Below are 18,281 nucleotides of genomic sequence, written 5' to 3' on the forward strand. Positions count from 1 at the left end.
AAAGATAATCTGACCATATTAGCAGTAAATTCATTTAAAACTAAAGTTTTAGCTGCCATGTTTAGTATTACCAAAAATCTGTAAATGGTTAGTTAGTAAAATCAAATGCTAAAAAAAAATTAAACATCAACCTATTAAGATAATTGATTTAAATTTGAGCAATATTCAACTATATGGACAAACCCAAAAAAGCTAAAAAACCGAGTGTTTTTAGTCTTCTGGCAGATTATAAAGGTTTAATTTTTTTGCTCATTTTTTTTGCTTTACTAAGCAATGGCATCAATTTATTAATACCAAAAATTATTGCAAATGGAATAGATTCTTATTCAAATAAAACCTTTAATGTAGAAACCATTTTAACGCATTTTTCGATTGCAATTGTGCTGGTTTTTATTTTTACTTATTTACAAAGCATTGTACAAACCTATGCATCAGAGCGTGTTGCCCGAGATTTAAGAACAAAACTTTCGGCTCAGATTTCAAGGCAAAATCACGCTTACGTTTTAGAGGCAAATCCCGCCAGGTTATTAACCAACTTAACGGCTGATGCTGATTCTATAAAAATGTTTGTATCGCAGGCAATCGTCTCTATTGCTTCATCAATATTTTTAATTGTTGGTGCAAGCATTTTACTTTTAATGATTAATTGGAAACTTGCTTTATGTGTTATTGTGATAGTACCGATAATTGGTGGTGCATTTTTCTTTGTTTTAAGTAAGGTTAAAGTTTTATTTACCAAAAGTCGGGAGGTTATAGATTGGCTAAACAAAGTAATTAGCGAAAGTATTTTAGGCTCTGCGCTTATTCGTGTTATTAATTCACAGCAGTTAGAGTACAATAAGTTTTTAGATGCCAATACCAAAGCCCGCGATTTAGGCTTATCGATATTGAAGTTATTTGCAGGATTAATTCCAATTATTGTTTTTACAGCTAATTTATCAGGCTTAAGCATTTTGGTATTGGGTGGTCATTTTGTGATAACGGATTCGATGACTTTAGGTGAATTTGCTGCATTTAGCAGTTATTTAACCATGATAATTTTCCCGATTTTAGTTATTGGTTTCATGAGTAATGTGATTGCTCAGGCTACAGCTTCTTATCAAAGAATTGAAAGTGTTTTAAATGCTCCATTAATTAAACATCCGGGTTTAATTGCGCAAAATTTAATTGGCGAAGTTGAAGCAAAAAATATTTCGCTAAACTTTGGACAAAAACCGGTTTTAAAAAACGTTTCATTTAAAGTTGGACCAGGTTCTAAAGTAGCCATAATTGGTCCCACAGCTGCAGGTAAATCTCAACTGCTACACATTTTAACTGGCTTAATTGCGCCAAGCAACGGCGATGCATTTTATGATGGTAAAATCATTAACGATTACAATCAGGAAAATTTTTACAAGCAGGTTGGTTTCGTATTTCAGGATAGCATTATTTTTAACATGAGCATTCGGGAAAATATTGCTTTTAGCGATACCGTAACCGATGAATCTTTAGCAAAAGCAATTCAAACGGCCGAATTAAAAGATTTTGTTGATGCTTTACCAGAAAAATTAAACACCATCGTTTCTGAACGCGGTAGCAGTTTATCTGGCGGACAAAAACAAAGAATTATGCTCGCAAGGGCATTAGCCATCAATCCAAAAATTTTATTACTTGATGATTTTACTGCAAGGGTTGATACAAATACCGAAACCCGTATTTTAAACAACATTCAGCAAAATTATCCATCATTAACTTTAATTTCTGTAACCCAGAAAATTGCCTCTGTTACGCATTACGATAAAGTTATTTTGATTATGCAAGGCGAAATTATTGCCGAAGGCACCCACCAGGATTTGTTAAAAACCAGCCCTGAGTACGTACAGATTTTTAATTCACAACAGAGCACCAGCAATTATGAAATACAATCTTAATCAGCTTAGCAAAAAGCAGGAGAAGCAATCTACCATTAAGGCTTTAAAAAGATTGCTGAACTTAATCTCTGCTGAAAAGAGAAATCTTTGGCTGGCCATTGTTATCATTATGCTTAATTCTGGTTTGCTTTTGCTCGGTCCGTTATTAATCGGTCATACCATTGATACCTACATCAGAACCAAACAGTTTCATGGTGTTTTAATATTTGGCGGGATACTTTTAGCGATTTATTTGGTGGCCATGATAACAGGTTACCTGCAAACTAAATTGATGGGAAGTGTTGGGCAAAGAATGCTTTATACTTTACGCAATGCTATTTTTAATAAACTCCAAACATTGCCTGTCTCCTTTTTCAACCAAAATAAAGCTGGTGATTTAATCTCAAGAGTAAATAACGATACGGATAAACTGAATCAGTTTTTCTCTCAATCGCTTGTACAATTCATCGGCAGTTTAGTAACCATGGTTGGCGCCGGAATATTTCTGCTATCCATTCATCTCGAATTAGGTATTGCTGCATTATTGCCTGCTGTTTTAATTGTTGCATTTACAATGATTTTTTCTCCATGGGTAAAAAAGAAGAATGCCGTAAACCTTAAAAGTGTTGGGGAGTTAAGTGCCGAAATACAGGAAAGTTTAAATAATTTTAAGGTGATTATAGCTTTTAATCGTCGCGATTATTTTAGAAGGAAGTTTGATGACGCCAACAAAGAAAATTACAAAACTGCGATTGGTGCAGGCTTAGCGAATAATATTTTTGTTCCGGTTTATGGGTTGTTTGCAAGTGCAGCTCAACTTATCGTTTTACTTTTTGGGATATACTTAATTTCCAAAGGGAATTTTACGCTTGGTTTACTCGTAAGTTATATTGCTTATACTACAAGTTTTTACAATCCACTTCGCCAGCTTGCGGCTTTGTGGACTAGCTTTCAGGTTGCTATGGCAAGTTGGGATAGAATTTCGCAAATATTGTTGTTAGAAAGTGATTTAAAACAGATTGAAAGCGATGCCATTACATCATCAGATGCGTTATTAGAATTTAGAAATGTTCATTTTTCTTACGATGGCACTAAGGAAATTTTGCATAATGTGAATTTGCGTTTTGATAAAGGTAAAACCTATGCATTAATCGGCCCAACCGGTGGCGGCAAAACCACAACCGCATCTTTGATTTCTCGTTTGTATGATGCAACAAAAGGAACTATTTTGTTGGATGGAAGAGATATCAGGTCATTCTCGGATGTGGAGCGGACTCAAAAAATAGGTTTTATCCTTCAGGAACCATTTTTGTTTAGCGGAACTGTTAAGGATAATATTTTATACGGGAATAGTAAACTTCAGAATTTAAGTGATGAAGCATTAAAACAAATCATTCAGGATGCAAATTTGAACGAGATACTGGCAGTTTTTGATGAAGGTTTAAATACTTCAATTTCTTCAGCATCAGATGGTATAAGCTTAGGTCAGAAACAGTTAATAGCCTTTATGAGGGCTGTTTTACGGAATCCTGAGTTGCTTATTTTGGATGAGGCAACGGCAAACATCGATACTATAACCGAACAGCTTTTGGGTAATATTCTAAATAAATTATCGAAAGAAACCACGTTAGTGATTATTGCGCACCGACTTAATACTATAGAAAATGCTGATGAGATTTACTTTGTAAATGAGGGCGAAGTACAAAAAGCCGGTACCTTAACAGATGCTTTAGATATGCTTTTGGAAGGTAAAAGAACAAGTTAAATTATATGTTAAGTAAATTTTACGGTAGTCGGTTGTCAATTTAAAGGCAGCTCAACAAAAAAAGTTGTTCCACTTCCTTCGTTATTTTCAAACCAAATTTTGCCATTATGTGCCTCTATTATTTGTTTTGAGATGAATAAGCCTAAACCATAAGATTGCTCGCCACTTGTGCCTTCGCGTTTTATATCGTTGGTGCCGCCAAAAATTTTCTCTCTAATATCTTCTGGTATGCCAATGCCTTTATCCGTTACAGATATGAGTATGGTTTCATTTAATTGCTTTAAAGTTAGGCTAATTACACTATTGGGCTTACTAAATTTTATTGCATTTGTAATCAGATTGCTCACCACTCGCCAAATCTGTTCGCGGTTTATTCTAATAACAACAGGACTACTTCTTAACGTGATGTTTTGTTTTTTTTCTTCCGCTTTAAACTTTATTAAACTGATACAATATTTTAACAATGCATCCAATTCTACCAATTCTTTCTCAATTTCTTTTTTGCCATTATTTTTATTTAATAGTTCGTTTATAAATTTTACAGAGCTGGTTGCCGAAGCTTTAATTAAACCGATATTGTATTTGTCGTTTTCGGCAAGTTCATCGTCATCTTCCATTAACCCAGCCAAACTCACAATAGCACCTATCGGGCTGCGTAAATCATGGGCAATAACTTTCATCACTTTTTTATTTTCGCCATCGCTTTTTTCTAAAGCCATTAATGTTTCCTGCAGATTAAGATTTTGTTGCGTAATCTGATTATTCAACATTGATAATTGCTTATTAATGCTTTTACTTTTCGACCAATTTCGCCACAGTTGGTAAACAATAAAGAAAAGCAGTATGGTGAAGATTGCCGCTATGATTAGGTACAATTGCCTTAATTGGCTCTCCTTTTTTAATAAGCTTAACTCATAGTCTTTTTGCAGATTGTAAAATTCCCGACCAACGTCAAATTTACTAAGGTTTCTTTTCTGTTCAACTATTTTATTATTTAAGGTTGAATATAGCTTTTGTAAGGTCGATGCACTTTTATAATCTCTAATTTGATTAAAATAATTAATCTCTAATTTGGTTAACGCGGCATTGTTTTCTAAATCGGGTGTTGATTTTAATAAACCTTTGGCTTGGCCAAGGTAGTTGTTGTATTGAGTATAATTTCCTAAAGCTAAATTTAATCTGGCGAGCTTAATTGCCGTACTTTGGGCGCTTCTAGTACCCTGTTTATGTAAGCTGTTGAAATAAAAACTTTTCTCAAAGTTAAATGCAGCCTGGTCATAATTTCCGCTATCTAAATATACTTCTCCAATAGATTGATAGATTACGCCTTTAGCTGATGCAACAAAGTTTTTAAGATTTGGAAATTGTTGCTCATTCCGCTCTACAAATGCTAGCGAATTTTTAAAGCAATACATGGCACTATCAGTCATTTCAACCTTTAAATAACTCGCACCAGCATTATTTAAAGCACCTTGAATTTCGCCGAATTTTTTTTCATCAAGGTCGCAATCTAAATTATTGCGGTAAACCTGCATAAAATAGGCTGCGGCAACGTGATAATTTTCCTGAAGGAAATTTAAATTTGCCAATCGGCTGTTAATGCGCCCGTTTGAACAGGTATTTCCTTTATCATTCGTTAATAATTTGCCTGAATGATAAAACTGATAGGCTTCTCTATATTTTTTTTGCTCTAATAAAATATCTCCTTTTGAGAAATAGGCAATGCTTAATTCGTTTCGATATTTATCTGATGCATTATTTTCGATGATTAGATTCTGCATGCTATCCGCATACAGCATAGATTTCTGAATTATTTCATTGTCCTTTTCGTCTCTACCTTTCCAATAATATCGTCTGTATTTAAAGTAATAAGTTTTCCAGATATCGCCAATACCGGGTTTTGGTATCTTATTAAATGCAGAATCAAGATAAAAAACTGCTTGTGATAAACTATCTCTCTCCACCAAAACGTTTGCAGAGTCAATTAATTTATCTACAGTTTTTGCATTATCAGAGTTAGAATTGGATGTGTAATTACATGACAATATCATTGACCATATAGACAGAGAAAACCCAATAAATCCGAAAAATTTTCTCATTAACTCTGGGATGATTGTAGTGAGATGATAAAAAAAATGTTAGTATGATTAACGAAAGTAGGCGCTAATAACCTTATTTCCAAATAGTATTGGTGTTAACCTTTAAAAACTTGGAGAATTATGAAGCATTACATTATTGAAAATGTAAGTATTTATACATATTGAAGTTGTAAGGGCATATTTTGTTCTGAGAAAAAATAATCAACCGCCAATTTATAACGATTGATTATTTTTTTTAACCCAATCTTCTGCCTGTGTTAATTACGTTAACACCATTAAAGCGAGTTGTAGGGCTGCCATGAGAAACGGCACTTGCTTGTCCGGGTTGTCCTTTTCCATCAGAAAAAGTTCCACCTAAACGGTAATCATTTTTATCGCAACGTTGCACACAAGAATTCCAGAATTCCTGAGTATTTGCCTGATAAGCGGCATCTTTTAGCATGCCAACAATTTTACCTTCTTTAATCTCGTAAGCTAACTGGGCACTGAACTGAAAGTTATAACGTTGCTGGTCAATAGAATAAGAGTTTCTACCGAACATATAAATGCCTTTCTCCACATTCTTGACCATATCTGCCGCACTTAATGCCGCATTTCCAGGTGCTAATGAAACATTTGGCATTCTTTGAAACTGAATGCTATCCCAACTATCTGCATAGCAACAACCTTGCGATTCTTTAAGTCCAAGGATATGGGCCTGGTCTCGAATGGTTTGATAGTTTACCAAAATTCCATCCTTAATAATATCCCAATTACCACATTTTACGCCTTCATCATCGTAACCAACAGCACCTAATGAGCCAGTTTCAGTTTTATCCGCCAGGATATTTACCTCTTTACTACCAAAGTTGAATTTTTTCGATTCCCATTTATCAAGCGTAAGGAAACTCGTGCCAGCGTAGTTTGCTTCATAACCTAAAACGCGATCCAATTCAGTCGGGTGTCCAACGGATTCGTGTATGGTTAAAAATAAGTGAGAAGGGTCTAAAACCAAATCGTATTTTCCGGGGGCAACTGGTTTTGCTTTAAGCTTTTCATCAACATGCACTGCAGCTTCGCGAACATCTTCCAAAATATCGTAACGTTTTTTGTACATCGTTACCGGGCCGCCTTTAATTTTCTCTTCATCTTTTGGTTTGAGATATTCAAATCCCATTCCCATTGGTGCGCTTAAAGCATTTCGGGTTTCAAATTTTCCGCTTGCCGCATCTGTTTTTGTTAGGGTAAAGGTTGGCCAAATGCGATGAATATCCTGGTCGATGTAAGAGCCATCTGTAGAAGCAAAATACTTTTGCTCATTTATCATAAAAAGATTTGAGTTGATGAATTTTGCACCACCTTTTAAAGCTTCGTTGTTAACGTTTAAAAGTAAATCTACCTTGTCTTTTATAGGCACTTCAAAAGCGTTAATTTCGATTGGCGTTTTCCAGCTTACCTCTCCAAATCCTCGCTGAGCCGCCAACTGCACGGGTTCTTCCATTAACTTTGAATTGCCTTTTGCAATTGCCACTGCAGCCTCGGCCGCTTTGGCAATGCTTGTATTATCTAAATTATTTGTGGCAGCAAAGCCCCAGCTTCCATTTGCGATAACCCGAACACCCAAACCATAAGATTCTGAATTTGAAATGTTTTCTACCCTGGTTTCGCGAGTTGCAACAACCTGGTTTAAATATCTGCCAATGCGAACATCGGCATAAGTTGCGCCTTTGCTTTTGGCAGCATTTAACGCAACATCGGCCATTTTCTTTTTCAAGGCAACATCAACGGGTGTTAAGGCTTCCTCCACAGAAATGATTTTACCAAAGGCAGATAAATTGGGTAGTATGGTTGTGCCGACACCTACACCAGTCATGTATAAAAAATCTCTTCTTCTCAATTGTAATGTTTTTTATGGGTTTTGATATCTGATTATAATCTCGTCATTGCTAGGTACAGAGCAATTCTGATTCGTTCGCTATAGACGTCATCTCGACTGAAGCGCAGCAGTATGGAGAGATAATTGATACTTTTCTTACTATCGTCATTGCGAGGCACGAAGCAATCTCTTCTTACACAAATCAGATTGCTTCGGCTCGCTCAAATCATGACTCTCAATGACGACCAATTTAATATTGGTTTTGGTTGGAAACTGATTTCCTTCGCAACAACGAATTAAATAATATGATTAAACCGCATCAGATAAAGATGTAAAAGTAAAATCACGGATTTTCATCGGTGGGATTAAACCACTTCCAGTTCTTACTGGTTTGCCTAATGCTTCAACATTGTTAAGCATAATTACCGGGCTTTCATTAAATCTGAAGTTCTTAATCGGGAATTTAATCTCGCCATTTTCAATGTAAAAAGTACCATCACGGGTTAAACCGGTTAATAATAACGTTTGTGGGTCTACAGAACGTATATACCAGAATCGGGTTACTAAAATACCTTTCTCAGTGCTTTTAATTAAATCTTCGAGAGATTGTGTACCACCTTCCATAACAATGCTACGACTGAAAGGTAAAGGTTGTACATTTTTTTGAGCAGCCCAATATCTTGAATAAGAAAGGTTTTTAACAACACCTTTTTCTACCCATTGTGTTCTTTTTAACGGTATACCATCGCCACTCCAGGTTGAAGATGGCAACTCAGGATTTAATGGATCTGAATAAATATTTACATTTTCTGAGAAAAGTTGTTCGCCTAAACGCGTACCACCACCTTTTTTGCTCATAAAACTTCTGCCTTCATCCGCACTGCGGGCATCAAAACCTCTAAACATATTACCAAGCATATCGCTTGCAGCAAGGGGTTCTAAAATAACAGTATATTTTCCCGGTTCAATGGCTTTAGCACCAGCAGAACCATTGGCTTTACTTGCAGCAATTTTGCTTAATGCAAGTGTATCCATTTTAGCGAGGTCGTTAAACTCCTGCTCAACATAACCCGAACCCGTTCCTTGTTTATTTCTAACTGTAACGGAGAAGGAAACGCTTGTACCTTTGTTATATGCAAACAAACCTTTAGAGTTCATTATTGCAGTGAAGCTGGTAGAGTTTTCTAAGAAACCTGCAGCATCTAAGCCAGCGGCTTTTGAAACGCTTAAGCTTTTGCCCACCATTTCTGCTCTTGTATCTGGCGTAATTGCAGCCGTATTGGCATTGTAGGTTTTAGATTCTGCAAATGTTTGCGGACCTAAAAGTGGCATAAACTCAGGGTTTTCTGGCGCAAGCATTGCTAATTCTTCAGCTCGCTTAACTACTTTTTGTAAGGATGCATCATCAAATTCATTTATAGATGCTGAGCCTGTTTTCTTTCCAAAAGTTGAGCTTACGCCTAAACTCATGGTACTGATTTGTCCGGCGGTTGAAACTGCATTACGGGCATAACGAATGTTTCCGCCATCATTGCCCCTTAAGCTTACCTCGCAAAATTCGGCTTTAGAGAAACCGATTACTTTTTTTAATATCGCCTGGGCTTCTTCTTTACTTAATATGGCCATAATTATATTTTTCTTGCTGTATTGATAACATTAACTCCATTAAATCTTGTGGTTGAGCTTCCGTGAGAAACTGCACTACTCTGGCTCGGTTGTCCTTTTCCATCGTTAAATGAACCACCTAAACGATAATCACTTTCATCGCAAATTGCGTTACAAGAGTTCCAAAACTCTTGAGTATTTGCCTGGTAAGCAACATCGTTTAACATGCCAACAATTTTTCCTTCTTTAATTTCGTAGAAAATTTGTCCGCCAAACTGGAAGTTATACCGTTGCTGGTCTATAGAGAAACTGCCATCGCCAATGATGTAAATGCCTTTTTCAACATTTTTAATCATGTCATCAACCGAAAGTTTTTCTTTACCTGGCTGAAGCGAAACATTTGGCATACGCTGAAACTGAACATCATCCCAACCTTGAGAGTAGCAACAACCATTTGATTCAGTTAAACCAATGATATGAGCCTGATCTCGAATAGCCTGGTAACTTACCAGCGTACCGTCTTTAATCAAATCCCATTTCTTGCATTTTACACCTTCATCATCATAACCCACGGCACCTAAAGAGCCAACCTGTGTTTTATCAGCCACAATATTTACCTTATCGCTACCAAATTTGAATTTTTTAGATTCCCATTTATCAAGCGTTAAGAAACTCGTGCCAGCGTAGTTTGCTTCATAACCTAAAACTCTATCTAATTCAGTTGGGTGCCCTACAGATTCGTGGATGGTTAACCAAAGGTGAGAAGGGTCTAAAACCAAATCGTATTTGCCTGGTTCTACAGATTTTGCTTTGATTTTCTCAGAAGCAACACGAGCCGCTTCTTTAACATCTTCAAGCATATCGTAACGACCTTTGTAACGGGTTACAACGCCACTAACTTTATCTTCAGGGCGAGCATGCATATACTCATAGCCTTTACCCATTGGCGAACTTAAAGAGTTTCGGGTTTTGAATTGTCCGGAAGCTCTATCAATTCTAGTCACATTAAAGTTCGGGTAAATTCGGTGTACATCCTGGTCTATGTAAGAACCATCGGTTGATGCAAAATACTTTTGCTCATTTACAGCAAAAATTACAGAGTTTACAAAATTTGCACCATTTTGCATGGCCACATCGTTAACGTTTAAAAGTAGATCTACTTTTTCTTTAACGGGCACTTCAAAGGCATTAATTTCTATTGGCGTTTTCCAGCTCACCTCGCCATAACCTTTTTGAGGTGCAAGTTGTACAGGTTCGCCTTGAATTTTTGCATTGGCTTTAGCTACGGCAACCGCTTGTTCGGCGGCTTTAGCAATTGCATCTTTAGTTACATTGTTTGTTGCAGCAAAACCCCAGCATCCATTTGCCAGTACGCGAATACCAACGCCGAAAGATTCGGTGTTGGCTACACCTTGTACACGCTTTTCGCGGGTGGCGACAAACTGGTTTAAGTAACGGCCAATGCGAATATCAGCATAAGTTGCGCCTTTGGATTTGGCGGCATTAAGGGCCACATCGGCTAATTCTTTTTTAATCTTTACATCAACACCATCAAGCGCCTGGAGCGGATCGATTGGTGTTCCAAATGCGGAAAGATCGGGAAGCAATAGTGCACCCATACCCATTCCGGATAAATAGAGGAAATCTTTTCTTTTCAATTGGTTCAGTTTAGTTGATTACGATACCAATATAGCCATTAATGCACTTTTTTGACTATTTTATGTATAACATTTTAGTTTCAATCGCTAATTTTTTCTTAAAACCCTCGATTCGAACCATAAAAACCCGGTTGACAGGATGAATGTTATAAAAATCCACCATTTGGATACTTCATTAACCGTTATTTGTTCAGAAATTTTCGCCTTAGATAATTGTTTGAGGTTGTTCTGAACAAATCTTTCATTTTGTTTGATTAAGGAGTAATTTCTTAAAGTTTGCCAGTTTTGTTTAGCATAAATATAAACAGATGCTGTAGTTTGATTAATATTTAATGTATTCCAACCTTGTGTTTTCGGCCAATTAGTAACATCCCATTGAAAAGGTAATTCCATATTTTGGCGTGGTGCAAGTACTAAGCCATTCATCTTTATTGTTGGTACTTTATTATTTTGGGCTAAATCAATAACAAAATTTGTACGATGATTAACTACAGGAATTTTAGGCAAAACCTTAAAAGCTAAATTCTTAGCCTTTTTACGAGCAGTTTTAGATAACAAAGCCGACCAATAGGCCGAATAATCTGCTTCATTTCCGGCAAGCATCCAGTTGTAGGTAGAAGACAATGTACTGGCCGTCAATTTTCCTAAACCATTTAATTTGCTTGTCACCAATATCTTTGCATTATTATCAATTACTATGGTTTGGTTATTTTCCGAAGCTTTCAGGAAAAGCCTTTGGTCGTATGGTAATTTGTTAAACTTTTTTGCATCATCTTTAATTATGGGTATCAAGCCTTTATCTTTTTGCAAAGGCACTTCAAACCTCGAAAATTTATCACTAATAAAACCTGAAGATTTTGGATTTGCAATTCTGATAATTACACCCAAACCATTATTCATAGCTGTTTGCATAGTTGATTTTTCAGCGCCTGAAAGCGAACTGATTTCATCTTCATCAATAATTAAAACATCAAATTGCTTTAAAGCTGCTTGGTTTATGCTATTAAGGTTTACGTTACTTAAGTTTAAAAAATCTGTTGTGTATTTATCCTTGCTAATCTTGCTCCTGTAAGCAAGCGGGTATTGATTATCAAATAGCCATTTTTTGAGAAATTTATATTCAAAATCCGGGAATGAGGAAAGGATTAAAACCTTCATTGCTGCCTGCTCATTTACGATAAATGGAACAGGCTCATTGGAAATGGTATCTTTTCCGTTTAAAGCAATTAACTTAAAAACGGCTTTTCCAATTTGTTTCGGCTGCGTTTTGAAAGAAAAATTAACCGTTTCATTTGGTTTAATGTTAACCGAATCGATAGACTTTCCTAAGCCATTAAGTAAAAGTTTAATTGTATTGCTTTCTGTGTTTTTGTAAATTCCCTGAAGCAAAAACTGCGCTGTTGTTTTGATTTCGTTAGGCCAGTTTGCATCAATTATTCCAGTAATATTATTTGAAGGGTGAAAATTTAGCTGGAAATCCTTTAGCTTTTCTAATTCATTTAAACTTAAGCCGTAGCCATAAATATTTATCTTATTTACCTCTGGATGTTCTTTGAGAAAATAAAATAAATCTGGTATTTGAATGGTTTTGCCGTGTTTTAGCTCGGTAGCTTCGGTATTTTTTAAACTGTATTTAGCTGATTTAATTTTTAAGGCTGAATCAGGTTCTGTGCCTTCAGTTATTAAGTTTATCTCATTTAAATTTTGCTTCGCTGAAGTTTTGTATTGTAGCGGAATAAGAAGAAATAGGAGCGAGGCTACAGAAAATATGCTGGCTAAAATCCGCCATATTAATCTTGCCTTATCATTTCTGCTAAATTCTTTAAATAGTAAAAAAACAAGCAATATTGAGCAAATTATAATGGCTATTAGCTTAAAATCCATGTTATCGGCCCGATTTATTTAGGTTATTAAAATAGCTTTGATACAATGTTGATGCAGGCAAAGTGGTTTTGTATTGCGGTTTTGCAGGTTCGGCTTTTATCATTTTTTGGATGGCTGATTGGGCAACATCAATATCTCTTACTACAACCTTTTTAGCCGCAGATAATCTTCTTAAACTGGTTAAGGCATTTAAAAAAGAGGCCGGATTCTCTGCTGCGGCTACAATCATATACTTTTCTGTTTCCGTTAGTTTGAATCTTTCATCCTCACTCAATTTTTCACCATTTCTTTTACTTTCTAAAATGGAGAGTGCATTTTTTAAATGTTTAATTCGCAATTCTTTTTGCTCAAAATTCATTTTTTGAACAGGTTGAAGGATTTTATCCAATTCGCCACTTAATCTTTTTTCTGGTTTTAATGAGGCTGTTTTAACGGTTGTTTTGGCAACATAAGCTCTGGATTTTTGTTGCAAATCTTTCAATAATCTTAAAGCTTTGTATTCGTAAGGCAAGGCTTCCTGAGGTTTATAAGTCCGCAAGCGCAATTCTGAATTCCACATTTCGGTTAAAACGGCTTTTAGTTGTGCCTTCATTTCAGGTTCGAAAAATGTTGCATCTTCTGCAATATCATGTTTATGTGCATATTTGTCCATTATGGCCGTTACATCGCCAAATTTTTCTTCTTCGCCTTTGTGTTCCACATGCTCATCGTGGTCGTCATGGTCGCCACCAATTTCGGTTTCATTTTCTTCCCCTAAAAATTGCCCGTATCGTAAACGCAATAGTTTTTGGTCGATACCTAAATTATTTGCTCTGGTTTTAAACGCTTCAGCAGGAATAGAAGATTGTTCTTTAAGTAGCTTTTCGGTGTCAATAATAATCTGCCGCTGACTTCTAAAATATTCTGGCACAAGGTTAACGCCATTCGTCATTCCAGAAAGGCTCATTAATTCTGTGGTATCCACAATAGAAACAAAATAAACATCCGATCGGCTAGATTGACCATGATTATCCATTGCTTTGATGAAAAAATAAAGTTCATCACCGGGTTTCATACCCAAAGATTTTAAATCAAAAAGTTTAGTTAGCGAAACATTTTTCCGGTTACCAAAATTTGTATCGAACGAAAGTCTTTTCTCCGTAAAACTTACACCTTCACCCTTGCCACTTGCCATTGTTGCCGAAATAAATGCGTCCTTTATGCCATAATCATCATTTAAATTTGCCTTTAAAGTGAATTTTTGCGGTTGGCCAATGTCAATTGTTGTGTGTTGTTTTGGTTGGGTAATTTTTATTGAAACCGGTAAATCGGCTATTAATTCTATCTGATATAGGTCTGATTTTTTTCCATCCACAACTACCTGGTAAAAACCTGCTTTATTGATTGTTTTAGAAAATTCCCAATCCCTCTTTGCATTGTTTTTAGGTTTAAGATTGATGATTTCTTTATCATTAAAAATAAAACTCAATTTTTTTGCCGCAACATTGGTTTCAATTTGCCAGTTTACTTTTGCGCCATCTTCTAATTTAATCGAAAAAATTTTCTGTTTTCTCGAAGCTTTTTGCGTGTAAGCAGGAGGCAAGATGGTTAAGTTAAAATCGGCAATTTCTGGTAAAATGTTCTCTTTAATAGCTGGTATTAGGTTTTGCGCTTCAGTAGGCTGGTTTTTGTTATGTTTTATTGCCGGGATTTTGCTAATACCATAGCTGATAAATAATGCGATGAATAGGATTAAGCCTGAAATATAAATTTTGCCCTGGATTTCTTTTGGGTTTTCCAGGCACGGTATTATTGCTTCAATCTTATCTCTTTGGAATTTTTGAAGCATTGGTAATTCTTTAGCATCTAATAGCAGTAATTCTGCGCTTTCTTCAACTTCTGGATACTTATAATTTACAAATCTAGCGATGTCATCATCGCTTTTCTTCCAAACGGGATTTAGTAATAAAATCACAGTTCCTATCAAAAGAAATATTAAGGCTGCCGACCAGATTGAAAAATTCAAAATATTTACAGCAATGGCACTTAGTACCAATGTAATCGCCAGGGAAATTGCAATAATGTGGAGCAGGCGGTACATTATCCACTTTGTTCTGAGGTTATGAAGCCAATTTAATCCTTCAGTTTTTTGCATAATCTGTTTTATTTCTGAATGATAAAATTCTCTCTACAATAAAAATCAATAAAGCTGCAATCCAAAAATATTTCAAAACGGATTCGTTTATGTTAAGTGAAGATTCGCTTGCTTTAAAATTATTATTTTTTGTATTTAATTGATTTGCTTGCAGAGTTCTTTGGTCGTTGGCATTAGCTTCAAAACCAAAATTTTCGGGTTTTTCATTTTGCAGAACGATTGGCATTAAAGCTTTTACATAGGCTTCATTCCAAACCAAATCATTCCATTGCGGATTAAATCGACTGTAAAAATGTAATACCTTAAGATTTTTATGTTCTTCTTTTGACAAAATCGGATTGCCAAAACCATCTGTCCATAAGTTTTCAAATTGATTTTTAGAGTCGATATATTTTGACAGTGGAATTTGTTTTCCTTCAATATTGATAAAAGAATGATGATTTACAGCTTTGCTTGCAGCATATTTGAATAGTACTCCGTCCTTTATTATTGATGATTTGAAATCACTTGAAACAGATTTTTCTGAGAGCCAAAAGCCAATCTGATTTGCTTTTTCGCCTGTATTTATGATAATTTTCCGCTTAGTAAATTGGGCAATTGCATTTAATGCTGCAACTAAATATTTGCTGTCGTTAATGCTTTTATCCTCATAAATGGCAACATATATAGGTGCTAAATTTTGATTATTTACAGCTTCGTATATGGTTTGTTTTGGGGTTGAAGTAGCTCTAAGTTTTTTGCCTGCAAAATCTGTTATCCATGTTTTAACTGAATCTCCATCATTCAAAACATTCCAGTTAATGTTAAATTTTGTTTCTGGTAAATTATCACCGAAGTTATTTTGCTTTGTATTTTGATAGATATAGATATTTGTACCTGAAGGTAAAATCGTGGTTAACAGGTTAAAAAGGCTTGTAAAGTTTAAGCTTTCTACATTAGCTTTTTCGGTATTAGCCGTATCTTTTACGGATAAAGGTATAAAGCCAAAATTAAAATCGTGAATCTCATATCTGATTTTTAATAAAGAATCTATAGTTTTTCTATTGGATTGATATACAGATTTAAAATTTGCTTTATCTATCAAAATCCAACCGCCTTTTTCTTTTGTATTAACTTTCCTGGTGATGTAAGGTTGCGCAATGCAAAAGCTAATTAATATGATAAGCAAGCATCGAAGTAAAAATAATAGCCAATCTGTTATTTTAAAGCTTTTTGAACTTGCCCGAGAGCTTTCTCCAAGGAGAGAAATGCTGCCGATTTTTAATGTTTTACCTTGTTTAATATTCCACAAATGAATAATAAGCGGGATAATTAAACCTGCAAGCGCCAATAAACCGATGGGATAAAATAACTGCACTTAAATTTTTAGTTTACTTCTTTGTTTTAAAAAATCTCTCAAAGCTTCATCTAAGGGTTCTTCAGTAGATAACGTTCTGTAAGAAATTCTTCTATCAAGCATTTTAATTCTGATGTCTTCGAGGTGTGCATTAAGTTTAGTTTTATATTCCTGCCTGGCTTTTGCCTGATCAATTTGTATGGTTTGCCCGGTTTCTAAATCTTCAAAAGTTGTATAACCTTTAAAATCTAAGTCAATTTCATTTTTTGCTAAAAGATGGAAAACCACAATTTCGTGCCTAAGTGTATTCAGCGTTTCTAAAAGGTTTAAAATTTCACCATCAGCCTGATAGAAATCGGTTACAAAAATTAACAATTCACGCTTTTGTGTGCCGGCAAAAAGTTCCTTGTAATGAATCGGCTTGGTGAAATTCCCTGCCGGATTTATGCTTTCGAGCTGATAAAATAATCTTGCCAAATGTTGATAATCCTGCTTTGGCGTCATCGAATAAATTCCCGAGTCTTTAAAAACATACAAGCCAATTGCATCGCCTTGCAGATTTGACAGATAGGCCAAGGAAGCGCCAAGATATCGGGCATATTCAATTTTAGTGAAGTCGCCGTCACTATGGTTCATCGAAGCGCTGGCATCAATCAATATTCTCACAGAAATATTAGTTTCAACTTCCGATTCGCGAATGTAATATCTATCCGAACGGGCAAACATTTTCCAATCCAACGAGCGTAAATCATCACCCGGTTGGTAACTTCTATATTGGCTAAACTCTAGTCCGGCACCTTTCACAGTACTTTTATTAATGCCGCTCATAAAACCATCAATCGTCATTTTTGCCGACAAATTCAGGTCCTTAATTGCCATTAATACTTTCGGATTTAAAAGTCTGCTCATTAAATATTTGCTTTCGGCTTAGAGATTGCTTTTAATAATTCGTCTGTTACCTTATCTGATGAAACATTTTCGGCTTCTGCTTTAAAATTCATTAAAATTCTGTGGCGTAAAACCGGGTAAGCCATGGTTTGCAAATCTTCGGTTATTACCGCATAGCGACCATAAAATAAGGCTCTGGCCTTTGCCGTTAAAATTAATGCTTGCCCGGCACGTGGCCCGGCACCCCAACGTACCCATTCTTTAACAAAAGGAACTGTAGTTGTATCTGGTCTGGTGGCACGAATAATATCACTCACATACGTTATTAAATCATCGCTGATACTTACTTCTCGGGTAATTGCCTGCAATTCTTTAATTTCTTCAGCACCAATAATAGGGTTAATGGTTACTTTTTTAGCACCCGTAGTGCTGCTTAAAATTTTTGCTTCTTCTGTTGCGGTTGGGTAGCCTATTTTAATGTAAAGTAAAAATCTATCCAATTGCGCCTCCGGAAGCGGGTATGTTCCCGCTTGTTCGATAGGGTTTTGCGTTGCAAGTATAAAAAATGGTCTATCTAAAGGATAAGTTTGTCCGCCGTAAGTAACTTCAAATTCTTGCATTGCTTCTAAAAGCGCCGATTGGGTTTTTGGTGGTGTTCTGTTTACTTCATCTGCTAAAACAATATTGGCAAATAATGGTCCCTTGTTAAACTTAAAAAAACGTTTCCCTGTAACATGGTCTTCCTCTAAAATTTCAGTTCCAACAATATCTGTGGGCATTAAATCGGGTGTAAACTGTATTCTTCTAAAGGATAAATCGAGTGCTTGGGACATGGTTTTAACCATTAAAGTTTTAGCCAAGCCTGGTACGCCTTCTAAAAGGCAGTGTCCGCCGGCCATTAATGCAATAAGCATTTCTTCGATAATTACATCCTGACCAACAATTATTTTTTGTATTTCGCTTTTTAATTGAGAGATTTTGCCAATCAATAATTTTAAGTTAGTTTCTGAACGGTCCAAAACGATTTTTTTTAGTCTGCGTGAATAATGAGCGTCAATATAGCGCATTATGGCACATAATTTTAATCCTTACCAAAAGAATATCAAAAAATTTACAAGATTATCTGCCCAAAAACCTGAATTAAAGAAAATTGAAGCTAATTTAGGGC

Annotated in this window: 11 protein-coding genes; 2 read left to right on the forward strand and 9 right to left on the reverse strand. The window is 35.6% G+C overall.

Annotation, left to right across the window (positions count from 1 at the left end; genetic code table 11):
• Positions 1 to 173 precede the first annotated feature (173 nt).
• Together LUA86_RS07555 and LUA86_RS07560 are read left to right on the forward strand one after the other, a co-directional pair.
• Positions 174 to 1,910 carry an ABC transporter ATP-binding protein gene (locus tag LUA86_RS07555; RefSeq protein ID WP_231459997.1) on the forward strand — a complete coding sequence of 579 codons (1,737 nt, stop codon included), beginning with the start codon at positions 174 to 176 and terminating at the stop codon, positions 1,908 to 1,910.
• Positions 1,894 to 3,654: an ABC transporter ATP-binding protein gene (locus LUA86_RS07560; protein ID WP_231459998.1), complete on the forward strand. Its 1,761-nt coding sequence runs from the start codon at positions 1,894 to 1,896 to the stop codon at positions 3,652 to 3,654. Before LUA86_RS07555 ends, LUA86_RS07560 begins: the two co-directional genes overlap by 17 nt.
• A gap of 35 nt (positions 3,655 to 3,689) precedes the next feature.
• Here LUA86_RS07560 and LUA86_RS07565 read toward each other — a convergent pair whose 3' ends face one another.
• From LUA86_RS07565 to LUA86_RS07605, 9 genes are all read right to left on the reverse strand, one after another.
• Entirely contained in the window at positions 3,690 to 5,753 is a 2,064-nt protein-coding gene (locus LUA86_RS07565; RefSeq protein WP_231459999.1) for a HAMP domain-containing sensor histidine kinase, read from the reverse strand.
• Positions 5,754 to 5,988: 235 nt separating this feature from the next.
• Positions 5,989 to 7,629 (reverse strand): TldD/PmbA family protein, encoded by a 1,641-nt coding sequence (locus LUA86_RS07570; protein WP_231460000.1) that lies wholly within the window; start codon positions 7,627 to 7,629, stop codon positions 5,989 to 5,991.
• 288 nt (positions 7,630 to 7,917) lie between these two features.
• Positions 7,918 to 9,234, reverse strand: a complete 1,317-nt coding sequence (locus LUA86_RS07575; protein ID WP_231460001.1) for a TldD/PmbA family protein — start codon at positions 9,232 to 9,234, stop codon at positions 7,918 to 7,920.
• Between the two features lie 2 nt (positions 9,235 to 9,236).
• Complete coding sequence (locus LUA86_RS07580) at positions 9,237 to 10,871, reverse strand: TldD/PmbA family protein (RefSeq protein ID WP_231460002.1); 1,635 nt, start codon at positions 10,869 to 10,871, stop codon at positions 9,237 to 9,239.
• 87 nt (positions 10,872 to 10,958) lie between these two features.
• Positions 10,959 to 12,755 carry a hypothetical protein gene (locus tag LUA86_RS07585; protein ID WP_231460003.1) on the reverse strand — a complete coding sequence of 599 codons (1,797 nt, stop codon included), beginning with the start codon at positions 12,753 to 12,755 and terminating at the stop codon, positions 10,959 to 10,961.
• A gap of 1 nt (position 12,756) precedes the next feature.
• A complete protein-coding gene (locus LUA86_RS07590) occupies positions 12,757 to 14,889 on the reverse strand; it encodes a hypothetical protein (protein ID WP_231460004.1) in 2,133 nt (710 codons plus the stop codon).
• Positions 14,876 to 16,246: a BatA domain-containing protein gene (locus LUA86_RS07595; protein WP_231460005.1), complete on the reverse strand. Its 1,371-nt coding sequence runs from the start codon at positions 16,244 to 16,246 to the stop codon at positions 14,876 to 14,878. Before LUA86_RS07595 ends, LUA86_RS07590 begins: the two co-directional genes overlap by 14 nt.
• Positions 16,247 to 17,134, reverse strand: coding sequence for a DUF58 domain-containing protein (locus LUA86_RS07600; RefSeq protein ID WP_231460006.1), 888 nt, complete (start codon positions 17,132 to 17,134; stop codon positions 16,247 to 16,249).
• Positions 17,134 to 18,132 (reverse strand): MoxR family ATPase, encoded by a 999-nt coding sequence (locus LUA86_RS07605; RefSeq protein WP_231460007.1) that lies wholly within the window; start codon positions 18,130 to 18,132, stop codon positions 17,134 to 17,136. The genes LUA86_RS07600 and LUA86_RS07605 overlap by 1 nt, the downstream gene beginning before the upstream one ends.
• Positions 18,133 to 18,281: the final 149 nt, after the last annotated feature.

It is taken from the genome of Pedobacter sp. Leaf132 (genome assembly GCF_920984695.1).
In the GTDB taxonomy this organism is placed as follows: Bacteria; Bacteroidota; Bacteroidia; order Sphingobacteriales; family Sphingobacteriaceae; genus Pedobacter.

Excerpts from the sequence above, each read along its gene's own strand:
- LUA86_RS07555 (WP_231459997.1), top strand. The coding sequence starts at position 174 with ATGGACAAACCCAAAAAAGCTAAAAAACCGAGTGTTTTTAGTCTTCTG.
- LUA86_RS07560 (WP_231459998.1), top strand. The coding sequence starts at position 1,894 with ATGAAATACAATCTTAATCAGCTTAGCAAAAAGCAGGAGAAGCAATCT.
- LUA86_RS07565 (WP_231459999.1), bottom strand. The coding sequence starts at position 5,753 with ATGAGAAAATTTTTCGGATTTATTGGGTTTTCTCTGTCTATATGGTCA.
- LUA86_RS07575 (WP_231460001.1), bottom strand. The coding sequence starts at position 9,234 with ATGGCCATATTAAGTAAAGAAGAAGCCCAGGCGATATTAAAAAAAGTA.
- LUA86_RS07585 (WP_231460003.1), bottom strand. The coding sequence starts at position 12,755 with ATGGATTTTAAGCTAATAGCCATTATAATTTGCTCAATATTGCTTGTT.
- LUA86_RS07590 (WP_231460004.1), bottom strand. The coding sequence starts at position 14,889 with ATGCAAAAAACTGAAGGATTAAATTGGCTTCATAACCTCAGAACAAAG.
- LUA86_RS07600 (WP_231460006.1), bottom strand. The coding sequence starts at position 17,134 with ATGAGCAGACTTTTAAATCCGAAAGTATTAATGGCAATTAAGGACCTG.